This window comes from Curvibacter lanceolatus ATCC 14669, from assembly GCF_000381265.1.
Taxonomy (GTDB): Bacteria; Pseudomonadota; Gammaproteobacteria; order Burkholderiales; family Burkholderiaceae_C; genus Curvibacter; species Curvibacter lanceolatus.
In genome coordinates this window covers 48,093-64,098 of the sequence record NZ_KB906257.1, presented here as the reverse complement: position 1 = coordinate 64,098, position 16,006 = coordinate 48,093, and the positions used below count along the sequence as shown (strand labels likewise).

The following is a 16,006-nucleotide window of genomic DNA, read 5'->3' as shown; positions in this document are numbered from 1 at the left end:
ACCCGAGGTGGCCGTTTCCCGGCACATTTGCCAGAGAGACAAGACGAATGTCGATCCACGCTGCACTGAACCACGTCACCCACTACCGCTACGACCGGCCCGTCAACCTGGGCCCCCAGGTGGTCCGGCTGCGCCCGGCACCGCACTGCCGCAGCAAGGTCATTTCCTATTCGCTGCGCATCGAACCCGAAAACCACTTCATCAACTGGCAGCAAGACCCGTTTGCCAATTACCAGGCCCGCCTGGTCTTCCCCAACCCCACCACCGAATTCAAGGTCACGGTCGACCTGGTGGTCGAGATGGCGGTGTACAACCCGTTTGACTTCTTCCTGGAGCCCGCGGCCGAGAACTTCCCGTTCCAGTACGAAGAACTGGTCAAGCAAGAGTTGGCGCCCTACCTCGTCACCGAGGCCCCCACCCCGCTGCTGAAGAAGTACCTGGCCGAGATCGACCGCAGCGAGTGCCGCACCATCGACTTCCTGGTGCGCCTCAACCAGAAACTGCAAAACGACATCCGCTACCTGATCCGCATGGAGCCTGGCGTGCAGACGCCCGAAGAGACCCTGGGCAATGCCTCAGGCTCCTGCCGCGACTCGGGCTGGCTGCTGGTGCAATTGATGCGCCACTGCGGCCTGGCAGCGCGCTTCGTGTCGGGCTACCTGATCCAGCTCAAGCCCGACGTCAAGGCCCTGGACGGCCCCAGCGGCACTGAGGTCGACTTCACCGACCTGCACGCCTGGTGCGAGGTCTACCTGCCCGGTGCCGGCTGGATCGGCCTGGACCCCACCTCGGGCCTGCTGGCCGGTGAAGGCCACATTCCGCTGGCCTGCACGCCGCAGCCCTCGGGCGCGGCGCCCGTTGAAGGCGCGGTGGACAAGTGCGAGGTCGAATTCAGCCACCACATGGAAGTCACGCGCATCTACGAATCGCCGCGCGTCACCATGCCCTACACCGACGAGCAATGGGCCCGCGTGCTGGCCCTGGGCGACGCAGTGGATGCGGAACTGGTGGCGGGCGACGTGCGCCTGACCCAGGGTGGCGAACCCACCTATGTTGCCACCGACGACCGCGAAGGCGCCGAATGGAACACCGACGCTCTGGGCCCCACCAAGCGCGCCTACGCCACCGAGCTGGTGCACAAGCTGCGTGATGAATACGGCCAGGGCGGCTTTCTGCACTTCGGCCAGGGTAAGTGGTACCCGGGCGAGCAGTTGCCGCGCTGGGCCCTGTCGATCTGCTGGCGCGCCGATGGTCAGCCGGTCTGGAACAACCCGGCCCTGTTCGCCGATGAGCGCGTCACCGCCCACTACACCGCCGCCGACGCCCAGCGCTTCACCAGCACCCTGGCCGGCAAGCTGGGCATGACCGACCAGTACATCGAAGCGGGCTACGAAGACACCTGGTACTACCTGTGGCGCGAGCGCCGCCTGCCGGTCAACGTCGACCCCTTCAACTCCAAGCTCGACGACGAGATGGAGCGCGTGCGCCTGCGCCGCGTGTTCGACCAGAAGCTCGACTCGGTGGTGGGCTATGTGCTGCCACTCGATGTGAACCCCGACGCCGACAACCCGGCCATGGTCGGCCCCCGCTGGCAGACCGGGCCCTGGTTCTTCCGCGACGAGCGCATGTACCTGATCCCGGGCGACTCGCCCATGGGCTACCGCCTGCCGCTGGACTCGCTGCCCTGGGTCAGCAGCGCCGAGTACCCCTACATGGTCGAAACCGACCCGATGGCCCCACGCTCGGCCCTGCCGGCCGCCCAGGCCCTGCACAGCCGCTACGCCAGTGGCAGCACCGACCTGCGCGGCGTGCCCTATCTGGCTGGCACGGCCAGCCCGGGCGAAGCCCAACGCCGCGCCCAGGGCCTGGGGACCGGCCAGGCTGGCGCTGCCGGACAGGGCGACGGCGAAGCCGCCACCCGCACCGGCCAGCCCCAACCCGGCCGCTGGGAGATGGCCCCAGCCCGCGGCACCTCGGCCCACGAGATCACCCGCACCGCGCTGTGCGTCGAAGCCCGCAACCCGGCGCGCGCCAACGGGCCCAAGGTCGAGGCCGCCAGCGTCAACTCCAGCCTGCTGTACGTCTTCATGCCCCCGCTGTCGCGGCTGGAGGACTACCTGGACCTGCTGGCCGCCGTCGAGGCCACGGCCGAGCAACTGGGCGTGCAGATCGTGCTGGAAGGCTACCCGCCGCCGCGCGACCCGCGCCTGAAGCTGCTGCAGGTCACCCCGGACCCGGGCGTGATCGAGGTCAACATCCACCCGGCGCACAATTGGAAGCAATTGGTGCAGCACACCGAGTTCCTGTACCAGGCGGCCTTCGAATCGCGCCTGACGGCCGAGAAGTTCATGACCGACGGCCGGCACACCGGCACCGGGGGCGGCAACCACTTTGTGCTGGGCGGCGCCACCCCGGCCGACAGCCCCTTCCTGCGCAAGCCCGAACTGCTGGCCAGCCTGATCCTGTACTGGCACAACCACCCCTCGCTGAGCTATCTGTTCTCGGGCATGTTCATCGGCCCGACCAGCCAGGCCCCGCGCGTGGACGAAGCCCGCAACGACCAGCTCTACGAACTCGAGATCGCGCTGCGCGAGATCGAGCGCAACCGCGAGCTGTACGGCCAGGACATGCCGCCCTGGCTGGTGGACCGCACGCTGCGCAACATCCTGGTCGACGTCACCGGCAACACCCACCGCAGCGAGTTCTGCATCGACAAGATGTACTCGCCCGACAGCAGCACCGGCCGCCTGGGCCTGCTGGAACTGCGCGCCTTCGAGATGCCGCCGCATGCCCGCATGAGCATCGCCCAGCAACTGCTGCTGCGTGCCCTGATCGCCCGCTTCTGGAAGCAGCCGTACAAGGCACCCGTCACCCGCTGGGGCACCCAGCTGCATGACCGCTGGCTGCTGCCCACCTTTGTGCGGCAGGACTTCAACGACGTGATGGCCGAGATGCGCCAGGCCGGCTATGCGTTTGACGACGCCTGGTTTGCCCCGCACTTCGAGTTCCGCTTCCCGCTGGTGGGCAACGTGCAATCCATGGGCATCGAGCTGACCCTGCGCAACGCGCTGGAACCCTGGCACGTGATGGGCGAGGAGGGCTCGGCTGGCGGCACGGTGCGCTACGTCGATTCGTCGCTGGAGCGCATCGAGGTGCACGTGAGCGGCTTCAACGATGCCCGCCATGTGGTCACCGTCAACGGCCGGCCGCTGCCGCTGCAGCCCACCGGCGTCGAAGGCGAGTTTGTCGCCAGCGTGCGTTACAAGGCCTGGAACCCGCCCTCGGCCCTGCACCCCAGCATCGGCGTGCATGCGCCCCTGGTGTTCGACATCGTCGACAGCTGGATGAAGCGCTCGGTCGGAGGCTGCCAGTACCACGTGGCCCACCCGGGCGGTCGCAATTACGTGACCTTCCCGGTGAACGCCTACGAGGCCGAAAGCCGCCGCCTGTCGCGCTTCTTCCGCATGGGCCACACCCCGGGCACGCTGCATGTGCCCGAAGCCACCGTGGGCGTGCCGGGCAGCCGTGAATTCCCATTCACGCTGGACCTGCGGCGCTGAGTTGCCCTGATGTTTCGTGAAATCGTCTTGCCTCAACAGCATGACGGTTTCATGACTTGCATCAGTTCAACAAGCCGCTCATGGGACAATAACGCCCGTGGAACCTACCTCTCCCCTCTCGTCCGAAACCGCCGACACACGCCCGCCCCTGCAGGCGGGTGATCTGGTGCTGCCCGCCACCAGCGGCCATTACGACGAATTGCGCGGCGAGGAAGCCCAGGCGGCCCAGTCGATCGAAGTGGACGACGACGCCCCGCCCCCCGGCTTCACCGGCCCCTGGAGCGACTTCTTCAAACACCTGGGCAGCGAGGGCCTGGCCGATCTGGACCACCGCGAGGCCAGCCTCAAGCGCCAGATCCGGGACAACGGCGTCACCTACAACGTCTATGCCGACGCCTCAGGCCCGCAGCGGCCCTGGTCACTGGACCTGTTCCCCCTGATCATCAACCCCGAGAGCTGGCAACAGATCGAAGCCGGCGTGCTGCAGCGCGTGCGCGTGCTCGACCGGGTGATGGCTGATGTGTACGGCCCCCAGCACCTGCTGTCCAGCGGCCTGCTGCCGGCCGCACTGGTGCAAGGCCACCCAGGCTATCTGCGCGCCATGAAGGGCGTGAAGCCCGTGGGCGGCAGCCACCTGCACATTGCCGCCTTCGACCTGGCGCGTGGCCCCGACGGCAACTGGTGGGTGGTGTCCCAGCGCACCCAGGCCCCCTCGGGCCTGGGCTACCTGCTGGAAAACCGGCTGGCCGTGTCGCGCCAGTTCCCGCAGGCTTTCGAGGCCATGCAGGTGCAGCGCCTGGCCGCCACCTACCGAGCGCTCATCGAAGGCCTGAAGGCCATGAGCCCGGCCGGCGCCGATTCCCACATCGCCCTGCTGACCCCGGGCCCCTACAACGAAACCTACTTTGAGCACGCCTACCTGGCGCGCTACCTGGGCCTCACGCTGGTCGAAGGCAGCGACCTGACCGTGCGCGACCAGCGCCTGTACCTCAAGACCCTGCAGGGACTCAAGCCCGTGCACGGCCTGCTCAAGCGCCTGGACGACGAGTTCCTCGACCCGCTGGAGCTGCGCCCCGACTCCACCCTGGGCGTACCCGGCCTGCTGCAGGCGATCCGCGCCGGCAACGTGCTGGTCGCCAACACCCCGGGCTCGGCCTTCCTCGAATCCCCGGCCTTGCTGGGCTTTCTGCCGGCCCTGGCGCGGCACCTGCTCAACGAAGAGTTGCTGCTGCCGGCGCTGCCCACCTGGTGGTGCGGCGAGCGCGCCGCCCTGGAAGACGCCCTGCCCCTGCTGGGCGAATCGGTGATCAAGCCCACCTACGCCGCCAGTGCCGGCCGGCACTGGTTCGAATCGGTCTCGGGCCCCACCCTGTCGCAGCGCCAGCTCGATGAATGGGCAGGCCGCATCCTGCGCCAGAGTGACGAGCACACGGTGCAACAGCGCCTGCCCCTGTCGCAGATCCCGGTGTGGCGTCAGGTCAAGGGCGAGGGCCGGCTGGCTCGCCGTTCGGTGATGCTGCGCGTGTTCGCGGTGGCCGACGGCCCGGCCTCCTGGCGCGTGCTGCCGGGCGGCATGGCCCGCATTGCCAGCGCCAACGCCGAGATCGCCTCGATGCAGCGCGGCGGCAGCAGTGCCGACGTGTGGGTGCAGACCGAGGGGCGCGTGGACAGCACCAGCCTGCTCAACCCCCACCCGGGCGTGGCCGCCGTGGTGCAGCGCAAGCGCCTGGTCACCAGCCGTGCGGCCGAGAACCTGTTCTGGCTGGGCCGTTACACCGAGCGCACCGAGAACACACTGCGTCTGGCCCGCCTCACGCTCGCCTGCCTGAACGGTGACGACCAGTCTGCCCAACCCCTGCTGGCCTGGCTCAGCGACATGGCCGTGCTAGGCGGGTTGGTGCTGCCCAGTGTGCCGCCCGCCACCCAGGCCCGCCGCGTGTTCGAGCGCTCGCTGATCGACGGCCTGGACAAAACCAGCCACGCCAGCAGCGTGGGCTTCAACCTGCGCGCCTTGCGGCATTCGGCCTCGGCGGTGCGCGAACGGCTGTCGCAAGAGCACTGGAACGTCATCACGCAGGCCGAAGAAGAGTTCTTCAGCCGCTGCAAGGCGGCGGCCTCGACAGGCGCGGTCGGCTCGGCCGATGCCCTGCAGACCCTGGAAATCACCAGCGGCCACCTGGCCGCCATCACCGGGGCACAGACCGACCGCATGACCCGTGACGACGGCTGGCGTCTGCTGTCCATCGGACGCCACATCGAACGCCTGGCCTTCCTGGCCTCGGCGCTGTCGCTGGGCCTCAAGGCTGGGGCCCTGCACGACGATGCCGGCTTCGAGGCCACCTTGGCCCTGTTTGACAGCACCATCACCTTCCACGCCCAGTTCCAGCAAAGCCGCGAACTGCCCGCCCTGCTCGATCTGCTGGTGATGGACCGGGACAACCCCCGCTCGCTGGCCTGGGTGGCCCAGACCCTGCGCGGCCGGCTGGCCCGCCTGGCCGGCAGTGCACCGGGGCAGCTCAGCACCCTGTCACTGCTGATCCCCAACCCCGACATCTGGAGCCTGGAGCAGCTGTGTGGCGATGAGGGCCGCCAGGAGCCCAGCGACACCCAGCCGCCGCTGGCCGAGCTGCTGGCCCTGTGCACCGGCGCGGCCTACAACATCTCTGACGAAATCAGCGCCCAGTACTTCACCCACTCGGGCGAAGCACGGCAAAGCCTGGGAGCCTGAAGCCATGCGACTCGGCATCACCCACGAGACCCGCTACGACTACACGCCCCAGGTAGAGACCGCTCAGCACATGGCCCACCTGAAGCCACTGCAGACGGCCACCCAGACCCTGGTCAGCCACCGGCTGGAGATCCAGCCCGAGGCCGCGCAAACCAGCGAAACCCGGGACGTGTTCGGCAACGCCCGCGCCTTCTTCTCGCTGCAGACCGCCCACGACGAACTGTGCGTGCTCGCCCACAGTGTGGTCGAGACCCGCGAGCCACCGCAGCCGCCCCTGGGCCCGGAAGGCAGCCTGCCCTGGGAACAGGTGCGCGAACGCTTCCGCTACCGCGCCGGTGGCCGCTACGACCCGGCCGCCGAGTTCGTGTTTCCGTCGGCCTATGTGCCGCGGCACGACGATTTTCTGGCCTACGCCCGCCCGAGCTTCGGGGCTGGCGTCAGCGTGCTCGATGGGGCCCAGTCACTGATGCAGCGCATCTTCGAAGACTTCACCTACGCCTCCAACAGCACCGAGATCAACACCCCTGCGGTGGAGGCCCTGGCCCAGCGCAAGGGCGTGTGCCAGGACTTCGCGCACATCATGATCGCCTGCCTGCGCGGCCTGGGCCTGCCGGCCCGCTATGTGAGCGGCTACCTGCTGACCACGCCGCCACCGGGCCAGCCCCGCCTGGTGGGCAGCGATGCCTCGCACGCCTGGGTGGCGGTGTACTCACCCGGTGAGGATGGTGCTCTGGGCCAATGGTTCGACTTCGACCCCACCAACAACCGCTCACCGGGCGAAGACTATGTGACCCTGGCCATCGGCCGCGACTACGCCGACGTGTCGCCCATGCGCGGGGTGATCCATGGTGGGGCCAATCACCGCCTGAACGTGGCGGTGACGGTGGAACCGTTGGAAATTCAATAACTTCTTTTCAAGGCGAAGAAGCCAGACAGAAGGTGGGGTCGCGGTAGAGAAACGGCACAATGCGGCTTTCGGCCTCGGCCGGCCCCTCTGCCCCTCTACTTTTCAGGACGCCTTTTCATGAGCATTTACGACAAGCTGCAAGCGCTGAACATCCAACTGCCGCCCGTGTCCGCCCCGGCTGCGGCCTATGTGCCCTTTGCGCAGACCGGCAACTTGGTCTTCCTCTCGGGCCACATCGCCAAGAAAGACGGCAAGCCCTGGGTCGGTCAGTTCGGCCGCAACATCGGCACTGAAGAAGGCAAGGCCGCTGCCCGTGCCGTGGCCATCGACCTGATGGGCACCCTGCACGCCGCCGTGGGTGACCTGAACAAGGTCAAGCGCATCGTCAAGGTGATGAGCCTGGTCAACTCCAGCCCCGACTTCACCGAACAGCACCTGGTCACCAATGGCGCCAGCGAACTGCTGGGCGAAGTGTTCGGCAGCGAGCGCGGCGCTCACGCCCGCAGCGCCTTCGGCGTGGCCCAGATCCCGATGGGTGCCTGCGTCGAGATCGAGCTGATTGCCGAGATCGAGTAAACGAGCCAACCATCAGAAGCCGGCCCGTGAAAGCGGCCGGCTTTTTTTCGCCCTATCGCGCCATTCAGCATCGAAAAACAGCATCCGCCAGGTGCCATCGCGCACCTTTGTTTAATCAGAACCGTTGCGTGCCGTCACCAGGATCGCAACTCCCTAGACTGCGCTTCTCACGAGGGAGCAGCATCGTTGGACGCCCTGACAAAGCAGTATTTCGACGCCACAACGGTCACCGTCAAAGACCTGACAGACAAAACCGTCACCCACTGGTTTGACGGAGACCTGCACCGCATTGCAAGGCTTTCAGGCGCACCCACACAATCCACGGTCACGGTCTCGTACTGGAAGGGCATCGGCTTCGAACTGGTCGCGACAGGCCCCTTCATCCGCGGTGAGATGGTGCGCCGCATTCTTCAACATGGGCACACCACCCAGCCTTCACTGTTCATCCAGAACGTGGTCTTTGAACTTCCGGTGGAACTCCAGCGCCAGAAAATCGGCGTCCGAAGCCTGGCCATCGAGCTCTATGAGGCCCAACGAACCGGACAATTTGCCCATGTGGCGGTATCTGCCGCCGGCAATGCCAGCACGCTGAATCCCGATCATCCGAGGGACTACCTGAACGGTTACCTGGTGTGGCCTCTGCTCGGTTTTGATGGCCCCATCCCGTTACACAAGCTGCAGGTGCTTTATCCCCACCAACGGGTCTCACAGGTGCTGGCAAAACCCGGAGGTGCCCTGGCCTGGGCACGCCATGGGGACTACTGCCAGTTGCAATTCGACCTGGCCGAAGCCTCTTCGTCCTGGATTGTCCTGAACCGGTACCTGCAAGATAATCGCATCGAGGTGACGCCATGAACTTTGAAGCCGTACGCGCATTTTTCCAACCGATTTCCAACAACCAGTTGGATGCGCTTGAACGCATGGCGAATCAGGCCCGAGCGCCTCTGGCTGTAGGCCTTGACGAAGTGGGCATGGCAAGGCTGGCCCAGCAGGTGTCAGCCGATGTATGTGGGGTTCAAGAAATCCCGCCGAGTTGGACCGGCCTCACGCAGCAGGACTGATCCCACGCAGGCACATCCAACAGGCGGCTTCAGCCGCCTTTTTTGTACCTTCCCCAGCCCTGATCGACTCAAAAGCTTTCCCAATCATCCTGAGCCCCGCCAGCCGGAGCCGACGCAATGCGGGGCGCAGCGGGTGCCGGGGCCTTCGCGGTCTTGGCCGCCGACAAGGCCGGCGCAGGGGCCGAACGGGCCAGTGGCTTGGCGGGCTGGGGAACCTGAATGTTGGGCGCCCTGACCGGCGCGCTTCGCAGCGGGGCCAGGCTGGCGGCCTGCCCGGCCACCTTGAAGGTGCCCACCACCTGGGCCAGTTGCTCGGCCTGTTCACGCAGGCTTTGTGCGGCAGCGGCGCTCTGTTCAACCAGCGCGGCGTTCTGCTGGGTCATCTGGTCCAGGCTGGCCACGGCCTGGTTCACGTTGGCGATGCCACCGCTTTGCTCGTTGGCAGCGGCCGTGATCTCGCCAATCATGTCGGTCACGCGGCGCACCGAACTCACGATGTCGCCCATGGTCTGCCCCGCGTCGGTGACCAGGCGGGTGCCGTTTTCGACCCGCTCGACCGAGGCGCTGATCAGGGTCTTGATCTCACGAGCAGCTTCGGCGCTGCGCTGGGCCAGGCTGCGCACCTCACCGGCCACCACGGCAAAGCCCCGACCCTGCTCGCCGGCACGGGCGGCTTCGACCGCGGCGTTCAGGGCCAGGATGTTGGTCTGGAAGGCAATCCCGTCGATCACGCCGATGATGTCGGCGATGCGCTTGCTGCTGGTCTGGATCTCGTCCATGGTGGACACCACCTGCTGCACCACGGCACCGCCTTTTTCGGCCACCAGCGAGGCACTGGCGGCCAGGCTGCTGGCTTGCTGGGCCGACTGCGCGCTGTGCTGCACGGTGTTGGTCAGGTTGTCGAGTGCCGAGGCGCTCTGCTGCAGATTGCTCGAGGTCTGCTCGGTGCGCATCGACAGGTCGTTGTTGCCGGCGGCGATCTCGCTGCTGGCCAGGGCGATGCTGTCGGTGCTCTGGCGAACCCGCGACACGGTCTGGGCCAGCGATTGACTCATGGCCACCAGCGAACGCAGCAACTCGCCGAATTCGTCCTGCCGATCCGTCTCCAGCGTGCTGCTCAGATCGCCTTCGGCGATGCGGGCCGCCAGGCGGTTGGCCTGGCTCAGCGGCTTCACGATGCTGCGGATCAGGCCGTAGGCGCCCCACAGGATGGCGATCACGATGAGGGCGATGCACACCGCGGCCACCTTCACCGTGAACAGGCGAGACTCGCCAATGCGCTGCTGGCTTGCCTGGGCATGCTGGTGCTGCAGCGTGACAAAGTCGTTGAGATCGCCCAGGTAGGTGGCCAACGCTGTTTTGAAGGGGCCATTGGCCAGTTGGACCACCTCGTCGGCCTGCCCTGCGGCCCGCAGTTGGCGCCCCTGCTCGCGCAAATCCAGCATCACCTTGCGGCTGGCCGCGATCTTGGCCAGTTGGGCCTTGTCTGAGGGCTCATCGGCCACGGCCTCGATGGCCTTCTGCAATTCGCCAATCTGCGCCGTGGTGTTGGCGATCGCCTCCTTCAAGGCCACGGCCAGTGCAGGATCGGCGCTGAGCAAAATGGAGTAGGTGCGCGCCGAATTGGCCTGGGTCAGGCCCGCCCAACGCGTGGCCTTGTCGATGCGCGCCGCATAGGCCGCCGTCTGGCGGTCGCTCTCGGCCTGGACCGCCGCAGAGCGGTAGGCCGAGAAACCGATCACGCCCAACAGGGCCCCGATGATCAAGGCCACCGCCAGCCACAACTTGGTGGCCATCTTCAAATTGGCAATCTTCATGTTCCGCTCCTCAGAGTCCGGTGAGCCGACCTTCCGGTGAGCATAGACCCAAGATTCAGACAGATGGCCATGCCAAGGTGAAGATCGGGGTTTACACCTTGTTAACAGTAGCGATTTTAATCATATTTATCGAAATTTATTGATAAATGCCAATTTTACTCAATTCTTGTGATCACTTCCGGTTTGAATCCCAGATCGGCTGCCTTGCCTTTGCGCCCGCGCAGAGCACGTGCGTTGTTGAGCGAACGGATCTCCAAGGTCTCGTCCCGGGCCTTGCCACCGCGGCCGGTGCCGGCGATGCGGATGCTGCGGGTGTAGGCCGCAGCGCCGGCCAAGGTGTCCTTGGGCTCAAGGTCGATCAGCATCAAGCCGCGGCCGCCCTTTTCCATGTTCTTGAGCTCGGCGATCTCAAAGGTCAGGATGCGGCCACCGGTGGATGCACACACCACATGGGTGGCCGGCAGCAAGGGTTGGCCGCCACTGCTGTGGGCCACGTGCGAGGGTTTGCACACGGTCTCGCCTTCACCCAGCGTGACAAAGGCCTTGCCGCTCTTGTTGCGCGACACCAGGTTCTCCAGCGTGGCCAGGAAACCATAGCCGCCTGAACTGCTGAGCAGCACCGTGGCCTGGGCCGGCCCGGCAAGGTAGTGGGCCGGCTGGGTGCCGGCTTCGAGCTCGATCAGGGTGGTGACGGGCTGGCCGTCGCCCCGCGCGCCCGGCAGGGTGGACACCGGCACCGAGTACACGCGCCCGTTGCTGCCCAGGACCACCAGCAGGTCGACCGTGCGGCACTCAAAGGTGCCATACAGGCCGTCACCGGCCTTGAAGGCAAAGCTGCCGGGCTCATGGCCGTGGCCGTTGCGGGCCCGCACCCAGCCCTTTTCGGACACCACCACGGTGACCGGCTCGTCAATCACCTTGACTTCGGCCACCGCACGCTTCTCGGCCTGGATCAGGGTGCGGCGCGGGTCGGCAAACTGTTTGGCGTCGGCTTCGATCTCCTTGATCATCAGGCGCTTGAGCGAGCCCGGGTTGGCCAGGATGTCTTCGAGCTTTTGCTGCTCGCCACGCAGCTCTGACAACTCCTGCTCGATCTTGATGGCTTCCAGCCGCGCCAACTGGCGCAGGCGGATTTCAAGAATGTCTTCGGCCTGCCGGTCTGACAGCTTGAAGCGGGCGATCAGCGCGGCCTTGGGCTCGTCGCTGTGGCGGATGATGGCGATCACCTCATCGATGTTGAGCAGCACCAACTGCCGCCCCTCCAGGATGTGGATGCGGTCCAGCACCTTGTCCAGGCGGTACTGCGAACGGCGCTTGATGGTGCCCTGGCGAAACTCGATCCACTCTTCGAACATCTGGCGCAGCGACTTCTGCACCGGGCGGCCGTCCAGGCCGATCATGGTCAGGTTGATCGGGGCGGTGGTCTCCAGGCTGGTGTGGGCCAGCAGGCTGGTGATCAGCTCGGGCTGGCTGATCTTGCTGGTCTTGGGCTCGAACACCAGGCGCACCGGGGCGTCCTTGCTGGATTCGTCGCGCACCGCGTCCAGCACGGCCAGCACCGTGGCCTTGAGCTGGGTCTGCTCCTGTGTGAGGGCCTTCTTGCCGGCCTTGACCTTGGGGTTGGTCAGCTCTTCGATCTCTTCCAGCACGCGCTGGCTGCTGACGCCGGGCGGCAGCTCGGTCACCACCAGTTGCCACTGGCCGCGCGCCAGGTCTTCGATCTTCCAGCGTGCCCGCACCTTGAGCGAGCCGCGACCGCCGCGGTAGGCGTCGGCGATGTCGGCGCTGCTGCTGATGATCTGGCCGCCGCCCGGGTAATCAGGGCCGGGCACCAGGGTGAACAGCTCGGCTTCGGTCAGTAGCGGGTTGCGGATCAGGGCCACGCAGGCGTCGGCCACCTCGCGCAGGTTGTGGCTGGGGATCTCGGTGGCCAGGCCCACGGCAATGCCACTGGCGCCGTTGAGCAGGGCAAAGGGCAGGCGCGCCGGCAGGTGCGTGGGCTCCTGGGTCGAGCCGTCGTAGTTGGGGATGAAATCCACCGTGCCTTCGTCGATTTCATCGAGCAGCAGGCTGGTGATCTTGGACAGGCGCGCCTCGGTGTAACGCATGGCAGCGGCACCATCGCCGTCGCGGCTGCCGAAGTTGCCCTGGCCGTCGATCAGCGGGTAGCGCTGGTTGAAATCCTGCGCCATGCGCACCAAGGCGTCGTAGGCTGCCTGGTCGCCGTGGGGGTGGAAGCGGCCCAGCACATCGCCCACCACGCGCGCGCACTTGACGGGCTTGGCCGCCGTGTTGCCGCTGAAGCCCAGGCCCATGCGGTCCATCGAATACAGGATGCGGCGCTGCACAGGCTTTTGCCCATCGCACACATCGGGCAAGGCGCGGCCTTTGACCACGCTGAGGGCGTATTCCAGGTAGGCGCGCTGGGCGTAGTTGGCCAGGCTCAGGCCGTCATCACTCTCGCCGGAGGCTAAATCTAGGGTCGGTTGGTCACTCATGGGGTCTCGATGGCAGACGGTTGCGGGGGCGCGAACGACAACTCGTTCAGGCCCGGGGAAAGACGGGGTTCAATCATGTTGGCGCGGCCGATGGCGCCGCCGGGCACCGGCAGCCACTCCAGGCGGGGCCGGGCCTGGCTGCGACGCTGCTCCAGCACCTGCGGCGGCGGCTTGAGCAGCGCATACAGCTGGGTCACGGTGCGCACATAGTTCTGGGTTTCACGGATGTTGGGCACCTGCTGCCCGGCGCGTTGCACCGCACTGACGCCCGCGTTGTAGGCGGCCAGGGCCAGCTCAAGGCGGTTGTCGAACAGGTCGAGCAGATGGCGCAGGTAACGCGTACCGGCCTGCAGGTTGACGCGTGGGTCGGTCAGCCGCTTTTCGATCGGTTGGCGGGCGTCGCCGAGCACGCCGTACTGCTCGGCAGTGGGCGGCATCACCTGCATCAGGCCGACGGCGCCGCGTGGCGACACCGCATTGGCATCAAAGCCCGACTCGGTGGCGATCAGGGCCTGCAGCAGCTCGAAATCGACGCGGTGCAACTGGGCCGCCTCGCGCATCTGCAGCTTGACGCGCTTGTAGCCCGGCGACACCTCGAAAAAGGCCAGCAGCCGGGGCTGCAGCGTGGGCACGGCCACCGCTCGCGGCGTATCGGCCCGGGCTGGCTCCCCCTCTTGCGCGGCATTGCCCCGGTAGAAAAGCTCGTAGCGATCGTCCAGACGCTCGGCGGCGAAATGCGGGGTGCCACGGGCGTCCACATAGCCCCACACCTCGGCGCGGGCCGGCGCCAGCCCGCCGGCGGCCAGCCCCAGGGCGATCAGCAGCAGCCGGGCCAGACGGCGCGGCTCAGATGTCGATCTCGACCGCATCGCCATGCAGTTCCATGAGCTCACGACGCGCCGCGGCCTCGCCCTTGCCCATGAGCTTGGTGATCAGGCCCTCGGTGTCGGCAAAGCTCTGATCGCCCAATTGGACGGGCAGCAGCCGGCGCGTGTCGGGGTTGAGCGTGGTGTCCCACAGCTGCTCGGCGTTCATCTCGCCCAAGCCCTTGAAGCGGCTGATGGTCCAGCTGCCTTCGCGCACGCCTTCCTTGCGCAGCTTGTCGAGGATGGAGGCCAGCTCGCCCTCGTCCAGGGCATACACCTTGGAGGCCGGCTTTTTGCCGCGCGCCGGGGCATCGACGCGGAACAGCGGCGGGCGCGCCACGAACACGTGGCCGGTTTCAATGAGCTTGGGGAAATGGCGGAAGAACAGCGTCAACAGCAGCACCTGGATGTGCGAGCCGTCGACGTCGGCGTCCGACAGGATGCACACCTTGCCGTAGCGCAGGCCCGACAGATCGGGGCTGTCGTTGGGGCCATGCGGATCGACCCCGATGGCCACCGAGATGTCGTGGATTTCGGTGTTGGCAAACAGGCGGTCGCGCTCGACCTCCCAGGTGTTGAGCACCTTGCCGCGCAGGGGCAGGATGGCCTGACTCTCCTTGTCGCGGCCCATCTTGGCGCTGCCGCCGGCCGAGTCGCCTTCGACCAGGAACACCTCGTTGTGGCCGATGTCGCGGCTTTCGCAATCGGTCAGCTTGCCGGGCAGCACGGCCACGCCTGAGCCCTTGCGCTTCTCCACCTTCTGGCCTGCACGCTGGCGGGTCTGGGCGGCCTTGATGGCGAGCTCGGCCAGCTTCTTGCCGTATTCGACGTGCTGGTTGAGCCACAGCTCGAGCGCCGGCCGCACAAAGCTCGACACCAGGCGCACCGCATCGCGTGAGTTCAGGCGCTCCTTGATCTGGCCCTGGAACTGAGGGTCGAGCACCTTGGCGCTGAGCACATAGCTGGCCCGCGCAAACACGTCTTCGGGCAGCAGCTTGACGCCCTTGGGCAGCAGCGAATGCAGCTCAATGAAACTCTTGACGGCATTGAACAGGCCATCGCGCAGGCCGCTGTCGTGGGTGCCGCCATTGCTGGTCGGGATCAGGTTGACGTAGCTCTCGCGCACCGGCTGGCCTTCTTCAGTGAAGGCCACGGCCCAGGCTGCGCCCTCGCCGTCGGCAAAGCTGTCGTTGCTGCCGTCAGCAAAGCCCTCGCCTTCAAACAAGGGGATCACCGGGTCGGTGTTCAGCGTCTGCATCAGGTAGTCGCGCAGGCCGCCCTTGTACAGCCAGTTCTGGCTTTCCTTGGTCTTTTCGTTCACCAGCGTGACCGACACGCCCGGCATCAGCACCGCCTTGCTGCGCAGCAGGTGGGTCAGCTCGCCCATGGGCAGGTTGGGCGACTCGAAGTACTTGGCATCGGGCCAGACCCGCACCGTGGTGCCCTGTTTGCGGTCGCCTTCGGCCGCACCGCCGGCCGCGCGAGTGACCAGGGGTTCGATCACGTCGCCGGCCGCAAACACCAGCTTGGCCACCTTGCCTTCGCGGTACGAGGTGGCTTCCAGGCGCACCGCCAGGGCGTTGGTGACGCTCACGCCCACCCCGTGCAGGCCACCCGAGAAGCTGTAGGCCCCGCCCTTGCCTTTGTCGAACTTGCCACCCGCATGCAGGCGGGTGAAGACCAGTTCGATCACGGGGGCGTTTTCCTCGGGGTGAAGGCCAAAGGGGATACCGCGGCCATCATCTTCCACGCTGACCGAGCCATCGGCGTGCAAGGTGACCTTGATCTTCTTGCCGTGTCCGGCCAGGGCCTCGTCGGCGGCGTTGTCCAGCACTTCCTGAATGATGTGCAGCGGGTTGTCGGTGCGGGTGTACATGCCCGGCCGCTGCTTGACGGGTTCAAGCCCCTTCAGGACGCGGATCGAGCCTTCGGAATATTCGGTCGTAGGTTTGACTGCCATGGCGCGGATTGTAGTGCGCAGAGGCGACCAAAC

At 66.5% G+C, this 16,006-nt stretch carries 10 protein-coding genes; 6 read left to right on the top strand and 4 right to left on the bottom strand.

The features are described from left to right. Window positions 1-47: 47 nt before the first annotated feature. The 6 genes from F624_RS0110790 (at window position 48) to F624_RS0110765 (ending at window position 8,832) form a co-directional block, all read left to right on the top strand. Window positions 48-3,560: a transglutaminase family protein gene (locus tag F624_RS0110790; protein ID WP_019574316.1), complete on the top strand. Its 3,513-nt coding sequence runs from the start codon at window positions 48-50 to the stop codon at window positions 3,558-3,560. A gap of 97 nt (window positions 3,561-3,657) precedes the next feature. Continuing rightward, window positions 3,658-6,288 carry a circularly permuted type 2 ATP-grasp protein gene (locus F624_RS0110785; protein WP_019574315.1) on the top strand — a complete coding sequence of 877 codons (2,631 nt, stop codon included), beginning with the start codon at window positions 3,658-3,660 and terminating at the stop codon, window positions 6,286-6,288. A 4-nt stretch (window positions 6,289-6,292) separates the two neighbouring features. Further along, window positions 6,293-7,195 (top strand): transglutaminase family protein, encoded by a 903-nt coding sequence (locus F624_RS0110780; protein ID WP_019574314.1) that lies wholly within the window; start codon window positions 6,293-6,295, stop codon window positions 7,193-7,195. Between the two features lie 117 nt (window positions 7,196-7,312). Continuing rightward, window positions 7,313-7,771 carry a RidA family protein gene (locus F624_RS0110775; RefSeq protein ID WP_019574313.1) on the top strand — a complete coding sequence of 153 codons (459 nt, stop codon included), beginning with the start codon at window positions 7,313-7,315 and terminating at the stop codon, window positions 7,769-7,771. Between the two features lie 186 nt (window positions 7,772-7,957). Further along, window positions 7,958-8,626, top strand: a complete 669-nt coding sequence (locus tag F624_RS0110770) for a hypothetical protein (protein WP_019574312.1) — start codon at window positions 7,958-7,960, stop codon at window positions 8,624-8,626. Continuing rightward, entirely contained in the window at window positions 8,623-8,832 is a 210-nt protein-coding gene (locus F624_RS0110765; protein WP_019574311.1) for a hypothetical protein, read from the top strand. Before F624_RS0110770 ends, F624_RS0110765 begins: the two co-directional genes overlap by 4 nt. Window positions 8,833-8,900: 68 nt before the next feature. Here F624_RS0110765 and F624_RS0110760 read toward each other — a convergent pair whose 3' ends face one another. From F624_RS0110760 to F624_RS0110745, 4 genes are all read right to left on the bottom strand, one after another. After that, on the bottom strand, window positions 8,901-10,649 hold the full coding sequence (locus F624_RS0110760; protein ID WP_019574310.1) for a methyl-accepting chemotaxis protein: 1,749 nt from the start codon (window positions 10,647-10,649) through the stop codon (window positions 8,901-8,903). Between the two features lie 155 nt (window positions 10,650-10,804). Beyond that, the gene (gene parC / locus F624_RS0110755; RefSeq protein ID WP_019574309.1) at window positions 10,805-13,147 is read right to left on the bottom strand and encodes a DNA topoisomerase IV subunit A; all 2,343 of its coding nucleotides are present in this window, start codon (window positions 13,145-13,147) and stop codon (window positions 10,805-10,807) included. Continuing rightward, window positions 13,144-14,016 (bottom strand): lytic transglycosylase domain-containing protein, encoded by an 873-nt coding sequence (locus tag F624_RS0110750; RefSeq protein ID WP_019574308.1) that lies wholly within the window; start codon window positions 14,014-14,016, stop codon window positions 13,144-13,146. The genes parC and F624_RS0110750 overlap by 4 nt, the downstream gene beginning before the upstream one ends. After that, a complete protein-coding gene (locus F624_RS0110745) occupies window positions 13,994-15,973 on the bottom strand; it encodes a DNA topoisomerase IV subunit B (RefSeq protein ID WP_031254698.1) in 1,980 nt (659 codons plus the stop codon). The genes F624_RS0110750 and F624_RS0110745 overlap by 23 nt, the downstream gene beginning before the upstream one ends. Between the last annotated feature and the right edge of the window lie 33 nt (window positions 15,974-16,006).